Origin of the sequence: Alteromonas sp. 76-1 (assembly GCF_900654235.1) — a bacterium.
Classification (GTDB): Bacteria; Pseudomonadota; Gammaproteobacteria; order Enterobacterales; family Alteromonadaceae; genus Alteromonas; species Alteromonas naphthalenivorans.
Genome location: NZ_LR136958.1, coordinates 1,617,238 through 1,634,890, shown reverse-complemented (window position 1 = coordinate 1,634,890; position 17,653 = coordinate 1,617,238). Strand labels below are relative to the sequence as shown.

Below are 17,653 nucleotides of genomic sequence, written 5' to 3'. Positions count from 1 at the left end.
ACCCTACTGCATAAACATGATTTTATCGTATAAGACTTCAGGCTTACGCTGCTTAACCCATTGTATAAATGGAGATTATTTCTTTATCGTTAGCATTACCCGCATCAAAAATCGGGGCTTCATCACTAAAAACGTGAGACTTAATCTGCTTCACTTTAACCACCAGCATGCTGTTTTACGGGTAATTTTGCGCGCCAATCTGTGACATTCAGAGGCTTGTCTAAAAAATAACCTTGAAACACATGGCAACCACGCTTTATAGCGTCGTTAAATTGCGTAGTATTTTCTATTCCTTCCGCTACTGTTCTTAATTCAAAGATTTTTGCGATATCGAAAATACTATTCAGCAGTGGGCTCTGGGCCCCAATTTTATCTTCTTCATCGATAAAGTGCCTATCAAGTTTCACTTCTTTTATACACAGATCGCGAAGGTAACTTAAATTCAAATTACCACTGCCAAAATGGTCTATAGAGAATGAGACCCCTTTATCTGCTAGCTCTTTCATTGAATTACGCACCAAGGCAAAACTTCCAATGAGTACGGCTTCTCTAAGTTCAATGGTAAGGCTCCCTTTAGGAACATTCCAATGAGCAATCACAGCTAGCATTTTCTCGGTAAAGTCGGCTCTAGCCATATGTTTGGCACTAATATTAATTGAAAGCCGTGTTCTCAAACCACTTTTGTTACACTCGTATAATAGCTTTCCACATTCATTCATCACCCATTGGCCAATTTCTACTATTGCATCACTCTCTTCGGCAATGGGAATAAACTCATCGGGGGTAATTAAGCCTAATTGGGGGTGCTGCCAACGAACTAATGCCTCGGCACACACCATACTGCCATCACTTTCATATTGGGGTTGTAACTGTATGAATAGTTCATGATTACTGACCGCAGCACCAAGAGATTGTCGAATGAAATTGTACCTGTCATAACCCACACTTGAAGCACTATGAAAAACCACTGGTGTATTCACATTATCTCTACTGAGTTGTTTATACCCTTCCTCAAGCATATGCCTGACTTTCGACACATTTGCCTTCATACCTTTTAGCTGGCAAATGGTTACCACGGCATAAATCTTATGGGGGCTGTTGTGCAAGGTAATGTCGCTACACACTTCATCGGTAAATTGTCGGCGAACTGCATCTATAGTCTTTTGCGCGTCTTTATCTTCTTCAGTGATGATGTCTTCGTATAATAAACAGAAGTTGTCATCTGCACCTCTGAAAATAGCAAAGGGCTTAGAAAATGTTCGAGTGAGCCTAGAGGCAAGAATACGCATAACATAGTCGGCGGTAGGCTGGCCAAACGCCTGCTTGTACTGACTGATATTATCGATAGCAATTTGCGCGCAATAAATATCAGCATACGTCACTCCCGCTTTTCGAATAACCCCCTTCAACGCCTTATCGAACAACTTAGTGTTTGGTAATTGGGTAATGGAGTCATAATAAGCGGCTTGATAAACTTGGTCTGCCAATTGTTTTCGAACACTCATGTCACGAAATACCACCACTATCCGTTTTTGCATATCGAAATGAAATGATGATAGTGAAATATCAACAGGTATAAGGCCACCATTTTTGTGGCTAACAAAATGATGCTCTAAGGATGCTTTAGTGGTTTTCCTGTCCCCTTTCATGAACGTTTCCAAATGTTCTTTGGTATTTTGTGATTCAACTTTAGGGACCAAAATACCGATATCTTGCCCTATCAGTTCATCAGCGTCGTAACCCAGCACGTGCTCTACACTGTTGTTGGCTGTAATCACAGTGCCATCGACATCAATGGTCACTAAAGCATCAGCCATACTATCCAAAATAGTAGAAAGGTACTCCGTGTAGTTGTGTTGTGTATCTGACAAACGTTTATGTTCGGTTATGTCCTGCACAGAACCAAAAATCCTATACACTTTTTCTTGATGCGAATGTGTAGTGTCTGTTTGTGGCGTACCTGTCATTTTCAGCCAGCGCCGATAACCTTCTGCATTAATGTATTCTACTTCTAATGCAAACGTGGACATCGACTTTCTTGACGCTTTCATTGCTTTAGCAATTTTTTCACGGCTCGCCTGTGGGAAGTTGGCTAACGCTCGCTCTACCGTAATATCTCTGCCCGGCGTAACACCAAACAATAAGTAAGTTTCCCGCGTCCACGAGACAAGACCAGCATGTAAATCTAGCTCCCAGCCTCCAACATGAGAAATTCGTCCGATTTCATTGAGCAACTGAATTTTTTCGGCTAGCTTGTCAGTAAAGGGGTGCTGAATAAGTTTATATTGAAGACCTAGTTCTATCTGCTGGCGGGCTATACTGGCGTAGTGCTTTTGTTGGCTCGTTAATTGGTGACAACGCAGCACAATCAAAACGGCCCCAATAATATTACCTTGAAAATCTTTAATCCCACCTACAATGACGTTTTGGTTGGCACAATTGATTAGCGCCTTTGGCCATTCAAAATCGCTGCCCGGCAAAGTAGCGCTCACTTCTGTCATCGATAATAGGAGCTGAGCATGTTTGGGCATGATTAGTGATTCTTTTTCAGAATCTGCATTGATGTCATCGCAACATAGAATACCCACGCGAGTGGAAGCAGGAGATATAGAAACGAGCAAGACAGCAGTAGCTTCCATATTTACCTTGGCTTCACTCAACCGCGAGGTAATTTCTGGTAAACTATTATCTTGTAAAGAGCCCAACAATCCGTCGTGAAGCTGCATTATAGTTGAACTCCAATCCATCTTAAGATGGTTATAGTGCGATCATTTTTAGTTAATTATTTGCTTTTCGTCTTTTACTGCTTACGTTAAAGGCGTGATCATTTTTTAGTCAACAATAAAGAGTTTTTACTGTTTTATCCAGTAAATTTGCAATATGTAAAGCGCAATCATTTGCTCTCTATAGAAAGATACATGAACTAGCATGAGTGATGGGTATACAGGTTGGTTAAAACTTGAAGGGAAAGGAAATAACAGCGCACGAAATACATGCGCTGTGAATGACTTAAACGGTTAGTCTTTTTTGTAGTCGTCGTGACAAGATTTACAGCTTGCTCCAACTTTGCCAATCGCGTTGCGATAAGCACTTTCATCTCCAGCTTTAACTGCTGCTTGTAAACCCATTGACGCTTCTTTCAAAGCTGCAATTTTAGATTCTACATCTGAAAAGTTTTCCCACATTGCGTCTTTTGCGCCTGTGTCTACATCAAATTTACGGGTATCAACAGACAAGTAGTCACTCATCATATCCGCAAGTTGCTCTAACCTTAAACCGTTAGTCATCATGACAGATTCGTCAAAAGGAAGTGCACCTTTCGCCATGCCGCCCAATGGTCCCATATTGCTGCGTACCAATTGGAATATCGCTTGACGGTATTGGGTAGCCGCTTTTGCATGCTTCTCTGACGAAGCTTCTGACGTTTCGGTCGCCGCAATTGCGCCACCCGCTAAACACGTTGCTAAAGCTGCGGTAGCTAATGTGGTTTTGATTATCTTTCCTAGATTCTTGCTCATAGTTATCGCCATGCCTGTTCGTTTGTGTTGGTCTGTTTTCTATCCTGACGAATACCCAGCTTTTGCGCAAGTTTTTAGCACGTAAATTTTGTATTTTTCCAATATTTAGGCAAAAAAAAGCCCTCATGTGAGGGCTTTATTAACTTGATATAATTTAGTTAGTTAAATCATCGAAAAACTTTTTCACACCGTCAAAGAAGCCTTGTGCTTTTGGACTGTGTTTACTTGATGCTTTACCCATCGACTCTTCTAACTCTTGCAGCAGTTCTTTTTGACGTGATGACAAGCTAACGGGCGTTTCCACCACAACTTTACACATCAAATCACCCACCGCGCCGCTTCGAACCGACTTAACGCCTTTACCACGTAAACGGAACATGCGCCCTGTTTGGGTTTCAGGGCTAATCTTAAGTTTCACTTTACCGTCGAGTGTAGGTACTTCTAGCTCGCCACCTAGGGCTGCTGTAGTAAAACTTAATGGTACTTCACAGTACAAGTTGTTGCCGTCACGCTGGAAGATTTTATGGTCACGAACATGTACTTGAACATACAAGTCACCTGCCGGTGCGCCGTTCTCTCCTGCTTCGCCTTCGCCCGATAAACGAATACGATCGCCAGTGTCGACACCAGATGGAATCTTGACATTAAGGGTTTTGGTTTTTTCTTTACGACCATGGCCATGACAGCTATTACATGGATCTTCAATAATCTTGCCTTTACCCGAGCAGGTTGGGCAAGTTTGTTGAACCGCAAAGAAGCCTTGGCGCATTTGCACCTGACCGTTTCCATGACAGGTTGGACACGTTTTAGGCGTAGAGCCTTTCTTCGCACCAGAACCGTCACACACTTCACATTCCACCAATGTAGGCACGCGAATATCAACGCTTTTGCCACGTACCGCTTCTTCAAGCGATAGCTCTAGGTTGTAGCGAAGGTCAGAGCCTTGACGGGCTCGAGATTGACGACCGCCGCGAGCACCGCCGCCACCAAAAATATCACCGAATACATCGCCAAAGATATCACCGAAGTCGCCACCACCACCAAAACCAGCGCCACCGCGATTAGGATCTACACCAGCGTGGCCATATTGATCGTAAGCGGCACGCTTTTGCGCGTCGTTTAATACTTCGTAGGCTTCCTGGATTTCCTTGAATTTAACTTCAAGGGCTTTGTCGCCCTGCGTGCGGTCTGGGTGATATTTCATCGCTAGCTTTTTATACGCCTTTTTAATTTCGCGTTCGCCAGCGCCTTTATCTACCCCAAGCACTTCGTAGTAGTCACGTTTCGACATAGTGTTTACTTATCCTACCTATTATTATCACAAGCACGTTGTTCGAGCACATTATCGCCCTTGTGAAACTACATTTATTATCGTGTTTTATTACACGACAAAGGCGCAACAAGTGAACCTGATGCGCCTTAACTGCTAAAGTTTGCCCGGCTTACCGGGCATATCGCAACAGTTTGCTTACTTTTTGTCTTCGTCTTTGACTTCTTCAAACTCAGCGTCAACAACGTCTTCATCGGCTTGGCCAGATGCTTGTTGCTCAGCGCCTTCAGCACCCGCTTCACCGGCTGCGCCTGCTTGCTGTGCTTGAGCCGCTTCCATCAACTTGCTAGACGCTTGAATAAGTTCTTGCGTTTTCGCTTCGATGTCTGCTTTGTCTTCGCCTTTAACCGCTGTTTCTAACGCGCTAACGGCTTCTTCGATTGGCGCTTTATCTTCTGCACTTAGTGCATCACCAACTTCTTCAAGTTGCTTGCGAGTAGCGTGAATCATACCATCAGCTTGGTTACGTGCTTGAATTAGCTCTTCAAACTTCGCATCAGATTCTTTGTTAGCTTCTGCATCAGCAACCATTTTCTCGACTTCTTCATCGCTTAAGCCCGAAGATGCTTTGATTGTGATCTTCTGCTCTTTACCTGTGTCTTTATCTTTAGCAGACACGTGTAAGATACCATCCGCATCCAAGTCGAAGGTTACTTCGATTTGAGGGGTACCACGAGAAGCAGGACGAATACCTTCAAGGTTGAACTGACCTAGTGATTTGTTACCGCTAGATTGCTTACGCTCACCCTGTAGTACGTGTACTGTTACCGCAGACTGGTTGTCTTCAGCAGTAGAGAAAGTTTGCGACTTCTTCGTTGGAATAGTCGTGTTCTTCTCAATAAGTGCTGTCATCACGCCGCCCATGGTTTCAATACCAAGAGACAGTGGAGTTACGTCAAGAAGTAGTACGTCTTTAACGTCACCAGAAAGTACACCACCTTGAATTGCTGCACCAACGGCTACGGCTTCATCAGGGTTAACGTCTTTACGTGGCTCTTTACCGAAGAATTCAGTAACTAGCTTCTGTACCAATGGCATACGTGTTTGACCACCTACTAAGATAATATCTTGGATATCACCTACTGATAGGTCAGAGTCTGCCAATGCTTGCTTAAGCGGGTTAAGCGTGTTTTTAACAAGCTCTTCAACCAATGACTCAAGTTTTGCACGCGTTAGTTTAATCGCTAAGTGCTTAGGACCTGAACCGTCTGCTGTGATGTACGGCAAGTTAACTTCAGTTTGCTGTGAAGAAGAAAGCTCAATTTTGGCTTTCTCACCGGCTTCTTTAAGACGCTGCATAGCAAGCGGATCTTTACGTAAGTCGATACCTTGGTCTTTCTTGAATTCGTCAACAAGATAGTTAATTACACGGTTATCGAAATCTTCACCACCAAGGTGAGTATCACCATTAGTCGCTAGTACTTCAAACGTGTGCTCGCCATCTACTTCATCAATTTCGATGATAGAGATATCGAACGTACCACCACCAAGGTCGTATACCGCAACAACGTTATCGCCTTGCTTTTTGTCCATACCGTACGCTAACGCAGCCGCAGTTGGCTCGTTGATAATACGTTTAACTTCTAGACCAGCAATACGACCCGCATCTTTCGTTGCTTGACGCTGTGAATCGTTAAAGTAAGCAGGAACAGTAATTACCGCGCCCGTTACTTCTTCGCCAAGATAATCTTCAGCGGTTTTCTTCATTTTCTTAAGTACTTCAGCAGAAACTTGAGGAGGCGCCATTTTCTCGCCTTTCGCTTCTACCCATGCATCACCGTTGTCTGCGCCTACAATTTTGTAAGGCATAATGTCGATGTCGCGTTGTACTTCTTTATCTTGAAAACGACGACCAATTAAGCGTTTAATCGCGAAAAGCGTGTTTTCAGGATTTGTTACCGCTTGACGCTTAGCAGATTGACCTACTAAAGTTTCGCCGTCGTTTGTGTAAGCAATGATTGATGGCGTTGTACGATCGCCTTCCGCGTTTTCAAGTACGCGAGGTTTGTCGCCGTCTAGCACTGCGACACATGAATTCGTTGTACCTAAATCGATACCAATGATTCTACCCATTACGTGTCTCCAAAAATTTATTTAATCTACAGTTTTAGTGGGGTTATTCCGCACTATTTTCAATAGTTGTCAGTAAAAAAACTGACATTTTTGTGTAATTTAAGTCGCAATGCGTATTTACGCTTGCGTATCTACACCACCGCTAGGCGCTCTCGAAACCATAACCATGGCTGGGCGCAACAAACGGCCATTAATTTGATACCCTTTTTGCATAACCGCCATTACCGTATTCGGTGCGTGGTCTGCACTTTCTTGCATAGACATAGCTTGGTGCAAGTCAGGGTTAAAGGTTTCACCCTGCGGATCAATAAGGCTTAATCCAAATTTCTCAATGGTGCTTAAGAAACTTTTATGCGTCATTTCCACACCTTCAAGCAACGGCTTAACCGCTTCGTTTTCGCCATCAGTTAATTCGATAGCGCGCTCAAGGTTGTCAACAACAGGAAGAAGCTCACCTGCAAAACGCTCTAAAGCGAATTTACGTGCTTTTTCTACTTCCATTTCAGCGCGGCGACGGGCGTTTTCCACATCAGCACGGGCACGTAATACGCTATCTTGCTGTTCTTTAATGGTTGCCTGTGCTTCTGAAAGTGCGGTCTCTAGCTCATAGATGCGCTGTGTCGCATCTGATTCAGCTTCTGGTGAAGATTGCTCTTCTTGAATCACTTCAGCATCTTGTACGGTTTCGTCTACGCCAGAAACTTCTTGCTCTGCCTGCACGTCGCGGTTATCGCTCATGCTTTCCTCCAAACGTTAATGTCTATACTGCATAAACTCATGAATGACTCGTACTCAATCATGGGCAATGTCTGTGTTGGAATTAATTATGGGGCTGCTTTAACCGCCTTCAAGGGTAACCACACTATTTTTATGGTTTGTTTTTAAGTTTTTTTAAATAGATCAATAAATGCGAGCTGCACACCCATTCTTTGTAAAAAACATGTTAACTTTGACAGGTATTATATTAGGGAATCTTGATGCTCAGTATTTGGACCGTAGGAACGGTAGTTGCCCTTTATTTGCTCGCCTTATTTGCCATTGCCTTCTGGGGCGATAAACGGCTACGTGATAATCAACAACATCCAATTTTATATAGCTTGGGATTAGGAGTTCACTGCACATCTTGGGCGTTCTTCGGTACTACATCGCAAGCTGCTGAATATGGCTGGGCGATTATACCTACCTATATGGGTATTATTCTTACCATGGCATTCGCCTTTCCTGTGATATTGCATATAAGCCGGTTATGTCAGCAACACAATATCAGCTCACTGGCCGATTTAATTGGCCTTAAATATCAACATTCACACCTAATTGCCGCCTTAATCACTATATTGTGCTTTATCGGTGTCATTCCTTACATTGCCTTGCAGTTAGACGCCATTACAAAAAGCATTAATCTCATTACGCCCGATACCCAGCATTCAACGCAAAACGTAAGTTTGTATGTGGCGGGGCTAATGGCTATTTTTGCCATTGTCTTTGGAACACGAACGCTCAACCTCACCGACAAGCACCCAGGCTTATTGCTTAGTATTGCGTTTGAATCTGTGGTGAAGCTTGTTGCACTTTGGGTGGTGGGCATATTTGTTTGTTTTTACTTGTTTGATGGCGTGCTTGATTTAGTCACGCAAGCCGCCAGCAACGACGCTGCGCGCAGTGTCATTTATGCCGATAGGGCACCATGGGTGTATTTATCCCACGTGCTTTTAGGTGTGTGCTCTATGTTTGTATTGCCGCGTCAATTTCACATGAACTTCGTTGAATTAAACGGCGAAGGAGAGCTTCGCACTGCTCGCTGGCTATTTCCCCTGTATCTATTGGGTATGACGGTTTTTCTTATTCCCCTAGCATTGGCTGGTAAAGTACTACTGCCGCAAAGCGTGAATTCCGATGCGTATGTATTAGCCCTTCCTCTTTACGCGGAAAATATGTCTGTTTCTATTATCGCTTTTATTGGTGGCCTATCGGCTACCACCAGCATGGTGATTGTGGCAACACTTGCCCTTGGCATCATGATAGCCAACAACTTAGTTACTCCACTATGGTTAAAACTACGCTTGCGCGCCGAACCCAATCACACCATGCAGCCCAGCAAAATTTTGACTATTCGCCGCCTTACCGTATTAGTGGTGTTGTCGGTGGCACTTTGGTATCACTTAAATGTTAGCCAATCGGCGCCTTTGGTGAAAAGCGGTATTATTGCCATTGCCTTATTAGGCCAGTGCCTTCCTGTGCTTATGTTCGGAATTTACTGGCAGCGAAGCACCAAAACTGCCGCCGTATGGGCGCTGTTAGCCGGTTTTTGTTTTTGGGTAGTGTACTTGCTGTACCCCAGCATAATGTCGAGCTATTACTTTAATAACCCACCTTCAGATGCCGAGTTAGGAATGGGGTTCGCTTATTCATTGTTTGCGAACTGCGTCACCTTCATTGTGGTTTCTTATATTACGTTTAAGCATCCGCTTCATGGCATTGAACAGGAAGCTATAGCATCACCTGCTTTTGCTATTCGTATTAAAGATTTAACGGCGTTAACGAAGCGCGTACTAGACCCCAGTGTTCACCTAGCGCTAGTGAACCAATTGTCAGTGAACATCTCGGAAGCTAATGATGCTAGTTCTGGCTATGCTAACCATACTCTGCTGCAGCGCACAGAAAAATTGCTCAGTGCTCAAGTAGGCACTCCGAGCGCGCGCATTTTGCTAGGCGCTATTACTGAAACTAAAAATGAGACCTTGCCTGAATTGGTAGATTGGGTAGAAGAAGCGTCGCAATCTTTTCAGTTTAATCATGAAGTACTGCAATCGTCGGTACAAAATATTGAGCAAGGTATTAGCGTATTAGATGAAAAGCTACAGTTGTTAGCGTGGAATGAGCGCTATATTGAAATGTTTAACTACCCTCGAGCTTTCCTTAAAACCGGTATGTCGATTGAAAGTATTCTTGCTTACAACGCCAAAAGAGGGCTATTCGGCAACGCCACGCTAACCAACGATGAAATTAATAAACGAATTGTTTATATGAAAGAAGGCAGCCGGTACAAATATGTACGCAAACAGCCTGATGGAAAAGTGATTGAGCTAAATGGCTCGCCATTACCTGGGGGCGGATATGTAACGACCTACAGTGATATAACTGAATACATTGCCATTCAAGAAGCCCTTGAGCGCGCCAAATCTGAATTAGAAGGCCGCGTAGCTGCTCGCACTGAAGAGCTACAGCATGCAAAACTTGAAGCCGATAAGGCAAACGAAAGCAAAACAAAGTTTTTAGCAGCTGCTGGACACGACCTCATGCAGCCATTTAATGCTGCTACCTTATTTGCCGCCATGCTGGCCCAAAAAACCAAAGGTGGTGAACTGGCCACGCTTTCAGAAGGGGTGGTTAGCTCACTTAATAGTGCAGAAAGCCTGCTAACCATGCTACTAGATATGACCAAGTTGGAGTCGGGCAAGCTTACTCCTCAAACAAGCAATTTTGCATTAGATGATATGTTAGCGCCCCTAGTGCAAGAGTTTACTGTTATAGCAGCATCTAAAGGCTTAACCTTGCGTTATGTCCCCACCCAACTTGTTATTCATTCCGATAAAAATTTGTTGCGCCGTATCGTGCAAAACTTATTATCGAATGCGATACGCTACACCACAGAAGGCAAGGTACTGGTTGGTATAAGGCGCAAGTACTCAAAATCAGGCCACCAGCGCCCATTAAAATCAACCACACCGCTAATTGATATTTGTGTGTACGATACAGGGGCTGGTATTCCCAACCACCAACAAAGTGAAATCTTTAACGAATTTCACCAATTAGATGAAAAACAAAACGCCCAAGGTTTGGGGTTAGGGTTAACCATTGTAGAGCGTATGGGCCGGTTACTACACCACCCTATTTCGCTGGTATCCACAGTAAACAAGGGCAGCAAGTTTAGTGTGTCTGTGCCTTGTGTTGGCGTATCCGCTGATAACGGGAACTTACAAGTAAAAAGCGCGGACGTTGCACATACCCAAACCGCCGAAACTAAAACAAAAACAACCCGTAACAAAATAGAGCCTAGTGCACAGACACCACGTTCAATGCCAAATAAACCGTTTTTATCTGGCAAGCGAATACTACTGATAGAAAATGATGCACAAATAGCCCAAGCCATGGAAGTATTGCTCTCAGATTGGGGCGCGGTAGTGCTAGTTGCCACAAATATTGCTGAATCGATGCAAGCGTGCCCTGCCCCTCCAGATTTGCTTCTTGTTGATTACCACTTAGATGCCAGTGAAACAGGAACGCAAGCGGTGTCTCAATTACAGGAAAAGTGGGGACGCAAGGTACCCGGGGTGCTAATTACGGCAAACCGAACAGAAGGCATTAGAGAGGCTGCTAGCGATTTAGGGCTTTATTATTTACCCAAGCCTGTTAAACCTTTAGCCCTAAAGCGCCTGCTTAAAAATGAATTGAAACTTGATATCTAGCTTATTGTTCAAATTAGTGATTGGTAGATGAACAATATGAGTGGTTATATGTCGTTAACAGGGATAGCTTATTAACGCGTCAATTTAGGCGATAGGTTATTTTGATTAATGCGTTAGTTAAAATCGGCTTGTTTAGATAATCGCTTAGGCCTATTCATGCACAGCCATAGCATGTTTAAAGGCAATACCTGCTTTTGTTCGATTAATAACATTCAATTTTCTTAATACCGCTGAAACGTGCTGTTTCACAGTAGACTCAGAGATATCCAGTTCGTAGGCGATTTGCTTATTTAACAGCCCGTCTGCCACCATCCGAAGTACTTTCAATTGGTGAGGCGTGAGCATGGCTAGCTTAACGCTAAAATCATCAGTTTTAGTCTCTGTCTCGGTCGCATCATCATTAAGATTCGCTACCGATTCAGGGAGCCACTGCTCGCCATCTATCACACGTTCAACCGCCTCGGCTATACATTCTATAGATGCCGATTTAGGGATAAAACCGCACGCACCTAAAGCAAGCGCCTTACGAATAAGGTTTGTATCTTCAATGGCCGTCACCATTACCACCAATACGTCAGGAAATCGTGCCCGCACTTCAGATAACCCTATCAAGCCATCATTACCTGGCATTTTCACATCCAAAAATACCAAATCGATATCTGGGTTAGCTTCAAGCTGACTAAGGGTTTCATTCAGCGTAGATGCTTGCAATATAAGAGGCCCTACAATGTCGCCAAGGGCTTGGCACATTGCCGCTCGAAACAAGGGGTGATCATCTGCAATAAGTACGCGTATTTTCATTTTATTATCTACCGCAATGTTGTAATGAAAATGTTAAAAACATAATAACATGATAGTTACAAATGCCCAGCATTAATAGCCGCCCTTGATGTGGGTAAATGCAGAAGCGGGGTGAAGTTAAAAACAAACAAGAAAGCCGGAACTCTCATTCCGGCCTTCTTTTTATCGCTATTTTATATTATTTGTACATCTAACTAGTGCGATATTGCGCTAATACATACGCTATTTATTACGGCTTACCGCGACTAAAAACGATAACCTAGCGTAACGTGAACTGTACGTGGGTCTCCATAATATCCAATCAGTGTGGTGTCACCGCCTAAGCCCGGTCCAAAGTTGCCGTCTTCGTCTCGAGTAACAAAGTCATATCCACCCACCAAGTACTCTTCGTCGGTTAGGTTTTTCACATGAAGGCCTGCATACCAATCGCCTTCTACACTTTCCCAACGCGCGCTTAAATTCACCATGCCATAGGCGTCTTGCTCAATTAGATCGCTAGTTTCAAATAATAAATAGTCACCACGGTAGTAATAGTTAGCATTAAATGAAATATCACCAAAACCAGTTTCTAGAAGATAATTAGCACCAATGTTCAGTGTATTTTCAGGTGTGCTAGCCAAACCAATAAGGGGGGGGACTGCATTATTTTTCTTAATTTCAAAATCGATAAACCCGTAAGCCACATCAAATTGTAAGTTATCAGAGGCTACCCATGTCATTTCTACTTCTGCACCTTTTGCAGCGGTTTCTGCCGCGTTGCGTAACCTTTGATCAAGTGCAGTTGGGTCGCTTAAATCACCTTCAATACCAATATATTGTCGATCTGAATGGTCGTACGAGAATAACGTCACATTCAATCGCAATGCATCATTCAAATCGCTTTTCATGCCCACTTCGTAACTATCAACTACTTCGGGTTCAACTCCTGGCTCGTTTACCGTAGCGCGTGGATTAAAGGTGCCCGATTTAAAGCCTTGCGAATAACTCGCAAAAAACAGGGTATCGCGGTTCATTTGGTATTCCACGCCAACTCGTGGCGTAAAGCGTGACCAGCTTTCTACCGCAGGTCCTTCAAAAACACCATCACCGTCGCTGTCTGTGCCGAGCACTTGAGGCACTAAGTCACCATCAGGGCGAACATAGCCATCAATCCAATCGGTAGAAGGGTATACATTGGCGAAGGTTAAGCCGTTATTTACCGTTGCCGATTTTTCTTCGTCAGTGAAGCGGGCTCCGAGTGAGAGAGAAAGTTTGTCGTTGATGTCGTAATTAAATTGCGCATAAGCAGCCCAGCTTTCCGAGTTGTTACAGCCGCTCACTTCACGTGTTAAACCCGGTGCGCCTAGCGCCACACCTAATACACCTAATACTGCATCGAAGTTTCCGCATGACTCACCATCATAAAGATATAAGCCAGAAACGAGCGAGTAGCTATTTCCCGTATAATTTAGCTGCAATTCATGGGTGTCATTGCTGTCATCATATTCGGCCGGTACATCAAAGATAGGTAATGCCGTATTATCAAAATCAATATTCGTAGTCGAGTAGCTTTCACGATGAGAGCCTATATATTTAAGTTCTAAATTATCGCTTACATTGTATCGGGCTAGCCAGTTATACCCTTCAAGCTCTACTTTATTCCAAGTAGGTAGACTGGTGTACGAATCGAACTTTGAATCAGGCACTGGCGCGTCGGTTAGAATACTGGGGATAAGACGATAGCCACCTTTTGCGTTTGAGGTATCTTCGGTTTTATCCCAGCCGAAGCGGAAAAACAAATCATCACTAGCGTGTACTTCTAAGGTAAGACGGGCAGCCCATAAATCTTTGTTATAGTTTTCTTTATCTTGGCCGTCTAATGCGCTGACTAAGTATTCGCCAAAGCCGTCGCGGTTTAAATTAGCGTAACCTACACCCAAATACACCGTATCTTCTATTAATGGGATTTGCCCTGTGACCTTAAGATCCCGCTGGCTGTAACTACCAAGGGTAGCTTGCACATTTAACTGGGTTTCCCCTGACATTTCTTTGGTGACATATTTAACAGCCCCACCAATAGTGTTCTTACCATAAAGCGTACCCTGCGGCCCACGTAGTACTTCAATGCGCTGTACATCTAACAAATCGAGTACCGCACCTTGTGGGCGAGCAATGTACACATCATCAACGTAAATACCTACGCCAGGCTCATATCCCCAAAGCGGGTCTTGTTGACCTAAACCACGAATAAAAGCGGTTAAGGTAGAATTCGTGCCACGGCTGGTTTGCAACGTAGTATTTGGAGAGAACTGCTGTACTTCGGTAAGTACGCTAATGCCCTTTTCGGCTAATTCAACCGCACCAATTGATGTGATGGCCACAGGGGTTTCCTGCAATGACTCAACGGTTTTTCGTGCGGTAACTTCAATACGTTCTAGTTTACCTTTATCGTCAGCATCTGCATCTTGAGCGAACGTAGTGGGTGAAACTAACAGTGCGCTCGCAACAGCAGCTGCACAGATAGAGCGAGGGTAACGCTGCATGTGTGAAGTGAGTGACATAATGTGTCCTTTTTAGTTCTAAATTATCGTTACTGTCGGATGTAATGCCTGCGGTCGAACTTTACTCTAGGTAATTTTACCCTCGTCGTATGTAGTACCATCGTACTATGGGAATTTAGCGCCACTACCGCCACACTTTAGCCCTAGGACATGACTTCACCAATTATTTATTGATGTGAAAAGCCATGACTAAAATCCATATAAACACAATATAAACATAAACTTAACTGTTCTGGAGAATCTGCGGTCACAGATTTTTAAGGAAAAACAATGATGTTAAGTATGATGGGTCTGGTAGGCGGACTAGTGTTATTAATTGTGTTAACCATTCGGGGAATGAACCTTTTCATTGCAGCCCCCTTGTGTGCACTGGTGGTGGCGTTAACCAACGGTATGTCTGTTTTTATTGGTGATATAAACTTTGTGGAAACCTACATGAGTGGGTTTTCAGGTTTTATCGCCGCATGGTTTTTTATGTTTTTGCTTGGTGCTTTATTTGGCAAATTCATGGAAGACAGTGGCGCTGCCGATTCGGTCTCTCGTTGGATAATACAACGTATTGGTTACAAACAGGCCGTGTTGGCAGTGGTGCTGGCTTGCGCTATTTTAACTTACGGGGGCGTGAGCGTTTTTGTTGTCGCCTTCTCGGTTTACCCTATGGCAGTAAGCTTATTTAAAGACGCAAACTTGCCGCGCCGTTTTATTCCCGCAGCCATGGCCTTTGGTTCAGTCACCTTTACGATGACCTCTGCCGGCTCACCAGAAATCCAAAACTGGATCCCTATTAAGTATTTGGGCACCTCACCTTTTGCTGCATGGGAAGTAAGCTTAGTGGTTGCTATTTTCATGGCAGTGCTTGGCTACTGGTGGCTAGCGAAAATGATCCGCAAAGCGATAGCTAATGGCGAGGAGTTTGAAGCGCGTATTACCGATCCTGAAATACGCGAACGAGACTACCCTCACCCGCTCACAGGCATTATTCCATTGCTTGTGGTGCTGTGTATTTCCCTCTTTTTACATGAAGCTCTAGCGCAACTTGCGCTTATTGTAGCCTTAGGGGGAGGCGTACTTACTTTGCTTATTATAAACCGCGCCCACTTTCACAATTTACAAGCGGCGATAAACACCGGCACCACGGGGGCACTGGTCGCAATTGGCAATACCGCGGCAGTCGTAGGGTTTGGCGCTATAGCTAAAAACACCGAGGCATTTCAGCAAACGGTAGCTTTAATGACGCAAATCCCTGGTAACGAGTTAATTGGCGCTGCTATAGCGATTAGCGTAATAGCAGGCTTAACCGGCTCGGCTTCAGGAGGCCAAGCTATCGCACTGCCACTACTTGCACCGCATTATCTTGACCAAGGCGTACAGCCAGAACAATTACATCGTATTGTTTCTATCTCTTCAGGTGCGCTAGATTCACTGCCTCATAACGGGTATGTTGTCACCACAATTCGCGCCATATGTCATGAAACCCATAAGGCAGCCTATGGTGCCGTTGCAGCATTGACGGTAGTAGTACCGGTTATAGGGCTCGCCCTTGCCATTGGCCTATTCAGCGTGTTTTAGACAAGGATTTCCATGAAACTAAAAATAGCTTTTTTATATTGTGCTTTGCTGGCTTTTTCATTAGTTACTACAACAGCGTGCAGTGCTAATGTGGCCAATTCAGCTTCAGATCTCACCGCGAAGTCTGTCAACACCGCCAATACTGCTGATGCAAATGCTCCAGAAAACAATAAGCCAACGCTTATTACGAAGAAAGAAATGTTCTCAATAGAAAGCTTCACCACATTTGGTGGCAAAACCATTAATAACGTGAGAGTGGGTTGGGAAGCCTACGGGCAATTAAATGCAGACAAAAGCAACGTTATTCTTGTTACCCACCACTTTTCGGGCACATCGCATGCCGCTGGTGTATATGAAAGCTCTCAGGGTAATGCAAGCCCTAATATAGGCTACTGGGATGCGTTAATTGGCCCTGGCAAAGCCATCGATACCGATATCTATTATGTTATAAGTGTAGACAGTTTAGTGAATTTAAACGCCTACGATGAGCACGTTATTACTACCGGCCCTGCTACTATCAACCCAGAAACCGATAAACCGTGGGGGCTAGATTTCCCCGTGGTGACAATCCGTGACTTCGTGAATGTGCAAAAGGCGTTACTTGAAAGCTTAGGCATACAGAGACTGCATGCTGTGGTTGGCCCTTCTATGGGGTCGATGCAGGCTATCGACTGGGCTAGTGCTTACCCCGACTGGGTGCCAAGAATGATATCGGTTATTGGCACGGGTGAAAGCGATGCGTGGACAACCGCTGCCCTTTCGCACTGGGCAACGCCTATTCGATTAGATGCTAACTGGAAACAAGGTAGTTACGCTCGACATAACCAACCCACTGAAGGGTTAGTGGCTTCTTTGATGTTGATCACCCAAGATGCCTTGTACCCTACGTACTTTAACCAGCAAGGTAAAACGCTAGGCTATCAAGCGGTGGAGCAAGCGCCATTAGAGAATATTAATGCTCAGCACTCTATTGTGAAATGGTTAGAAAGCCGTGCTCGTCAGCGCGCTGAAAAAATGGATGCTAATCATCTTCTTTATTTAGTTCGCGCCTGCCAATTATTTTTAGCAGGCCATGGTAATAACCTGGAAGCAGGACTTAAGCAAATTCAAGCTAAAACCTTGTTCTTACCGGCATCCACTGATTTGTTGCTTATGCCCTATTTAGCAGAATCAACGCACAATCAACTCAAGCAGTTGGGGAAAAAAAGTGAACTGGAAACACTAAATGGCCCCTTCGGACACCTTGAAGGCATTGTGAATGTAAAAGCCGAAGGCGAGCGTATTGCCGCGTTTCTTGCCAGCGCTTTATAGATACTAAAAAGAACCGTTTAAATAAGTGCAATGCTTAGCAGCAGA

Annotated in this window: 10 protein-coding genes; 3 read left to right on the top strand and 7 right to left on the bottom strand. The window is 44.2% G+C overall.

The genetic code is table 11. The features are described 5' to 3' along the window. Positions 1-155: 155 nt before the first annotated feature. The 5 genes from ALT761_RS06900 to grpE form a co-directional block, all read right to left on the bottom strand. The gene (locus tag ALT761_RS06900) at positions 156-2,726 is read right to left on the bottom strand and encodes a sensor domain-containing protein (RefSeq protein WP_172602859.1); all 2,571 of its coding nucleotides are present in this window, start codon (positions 2,724-2,726) and stop codon (positions 156-158) included. Between the two features lie 291 nt (positions 2,727-3,017). Then, positions 3,018-3,518 carry a c-type cytochrome gene (locus tag ALT761_RS06895; protein WP_232043552.1) on the bottom strand — a complete coding sequence of 167 codons (501 nt, stop codon included), beginning with the start codon at positions 3,516-3,518 and terminating at the stop codon, positions 3,018-3,020. 154 nt (positions 3,519-3,672) lie between these two features. Then, on the bottom strand, positions 3,673-4,809 hold the full coding sequence (gene dnaJ / locus ALT761_RS06890) for a molecular chaperone DnaJ (protein WP_013784754.1): 1,137 nt from the start codon (positions 4,807-4,809) through the stop codon (positions 3,673-3,675). Positions 4,810-4,986: 177 nt separating this feature from the next. Then, the gene (dnaK, locus tag ALT761_RS06885) at positions 4,987-6,921 is read right to left on the bottom strand and encodes a molecular chaperone DnaK (RefSeq protein ID WP_013784755.1); all 1,935 of its coding nucleotides are present in this window, start codon (positions 6,919-6,921) and stop codon (positions 4,987-4,989) included. 117 nt (positions 6,922-7,038) lie between these two features. Beyond that, positions 7,039-7,659 carry a nucleotide exchange factor GrpE gene (gene grpE / locus ALT761_RS06880; RefSeq protein WP_061997514.1) on the bottom strand — a complete coding sequence of 207 codons (621 nt, stop codon included), beginning with the start codon at positions 7,657-7,659 and terminating at the stop codon, positions 7,039-7,041. Positions 7,660-7,898: 239 nt separating this feature from the next. Here grpE and ALT761_RS06875 point away from each other — a divergent pair, with 239 nt between their 5' ends. Next, positions 7,899-11,387: a hybrid sensor histidine kinase/response regulator gene (locus tag ALT761_RS06875; RefSeq protein WP_129737538.1), complete on the top strand. Its 3,489-nt coding sequence runs from the start codon at positions 7,899-7,901 to the stop codon at positions 11,385-11,387. A 150-nt stretch (positions 11,388-11,537) separates the two neighbouring features. Here ALT761_RS06875 and ALT761_RS06870 read toward each other — a convergent pair whose 3' ends face one another. After that, positions 11,538-12,188 carry a response regulator gene (locus ALT761_RS06870; protein WP_129737536.1) on the bottom strand — a complete coding sequence of 217 codons (651 nt, stop codon included), beginning with the start codon at positions 12,186-12,188 and terminating at the stop codon, positions 11,538-11,540. A gap of 245 nt (positions 12,189-12,433) precedes the next feature. After that, positions 12,434-14,728: a TonB-dependent receptor gene (locus ALT761_RS06865; RefSeq protein WP_129737534.1), complete on the bottom strand. Its 2,295-nt coding sequence runs from the start codon at positions 14,726-14,728 to the stop codon at positions 12,434-12,436. A gap of 273 nt (positions 14,729-15,001) precedes the next feature. On the opposite strand from ALT761_RS06865, the gene ALT761_RS06860 reads away from it, so the two are divergent. Next, positions 15,002-16,297, top strand: coding sequence for a GntP family permease (locus tag ALT761_RS06860; RefSeq protein WP_129740580.1), 1,296 nt, complete (start codon positions 15,002-15,004; stop codon positions 16,295-16,297). A 12-nt stretch (positions 16,298-16,309) separates the two neighbouring features. After that, positions 16,310-17,608, top strand: a complete 1,299-nt coding sequence (locus ALT761_RS06855) for an E22 family MetX-like putative esterase (RefSeq protein ID WP_129737532.1) — start codon at positions 16,310-16,312, stop codon at positions 17,606-17,608. The last annotated feature ends 45 nt before the right edge of the window (positions 17,609-17,653 follow it).

Bases quoted from the DNA above. Each gene is read 5' to 3' on its own strand.
- ALT761_RS06900 (WP_172602859.1), bottom strand. From the start codon at position 2,726: ATGCAGCTTCACGACGGATTGTTGGGCTCTTTACAAGATAATAGTTTA.
- ALT761_RS06895 (WP_232043552.1), bottom strand. From the start codon at position 3,518: ATGAGCAAGAATCTAGGAAAGATAATCAAAACCACATTAGCTACCGCA.
- dnaJ (WP_013784754.1), bottom strand. From the start codon at position 4,809: ATGTCGAAACGTGACTACTACGAAGTGCTTGGGGTAGATAAAGGCGCT.
- dnaK (WP_013784755.1), bottom strand. From the start codon at position 6,921: ATGGGTAGAATCATTGGTATCGATTTAGGTACAACGAATTCATGTGTC.
- grpE (WP_061997514.1), bottom strand. From the start codon at position 7,659: ATGAGCGATAACCGCGACGTGCAGGCAGAGCAAGAAGTTTCTGGCGTA.
- ALT761_RS06875 (WP_129737538.1), top strand. From the start codon at position 7,899: ATGCTCAGTATTTGGACCGTAGGAACGGTAGTTGCCCTTTATTTGCTC.
- ALT761_RS06870 (WP_129737536.1), bottom strand. From the start codon at position 12,188: ATGAAAATACGCGTACTTATTGCAGATGATCACCCCTTGTTTCGAGCG.
- ALT761_RS06865 (WP_129737534.1), bottom strand. From the start codon at position 14,728: ATGTCACTCACTTCACACATGCAGCGTTACCCTCGCTCTATCTGTGCA.
- ALT761_RS06860 (WP_129740580.1), top strand. From the start codon at position 15,002: ATGTTAAGTATGATGGGTCTGGTAGGCGGACTAGTGTTATTAATTGTG.
- ALT761_RS06855 (WP_129737532.1), top strand. From the start codon at position 16,310: ATGAAACTAAAAATAGCTTTTTTATATTGTGCTTTGCTGGCTTTTTCA.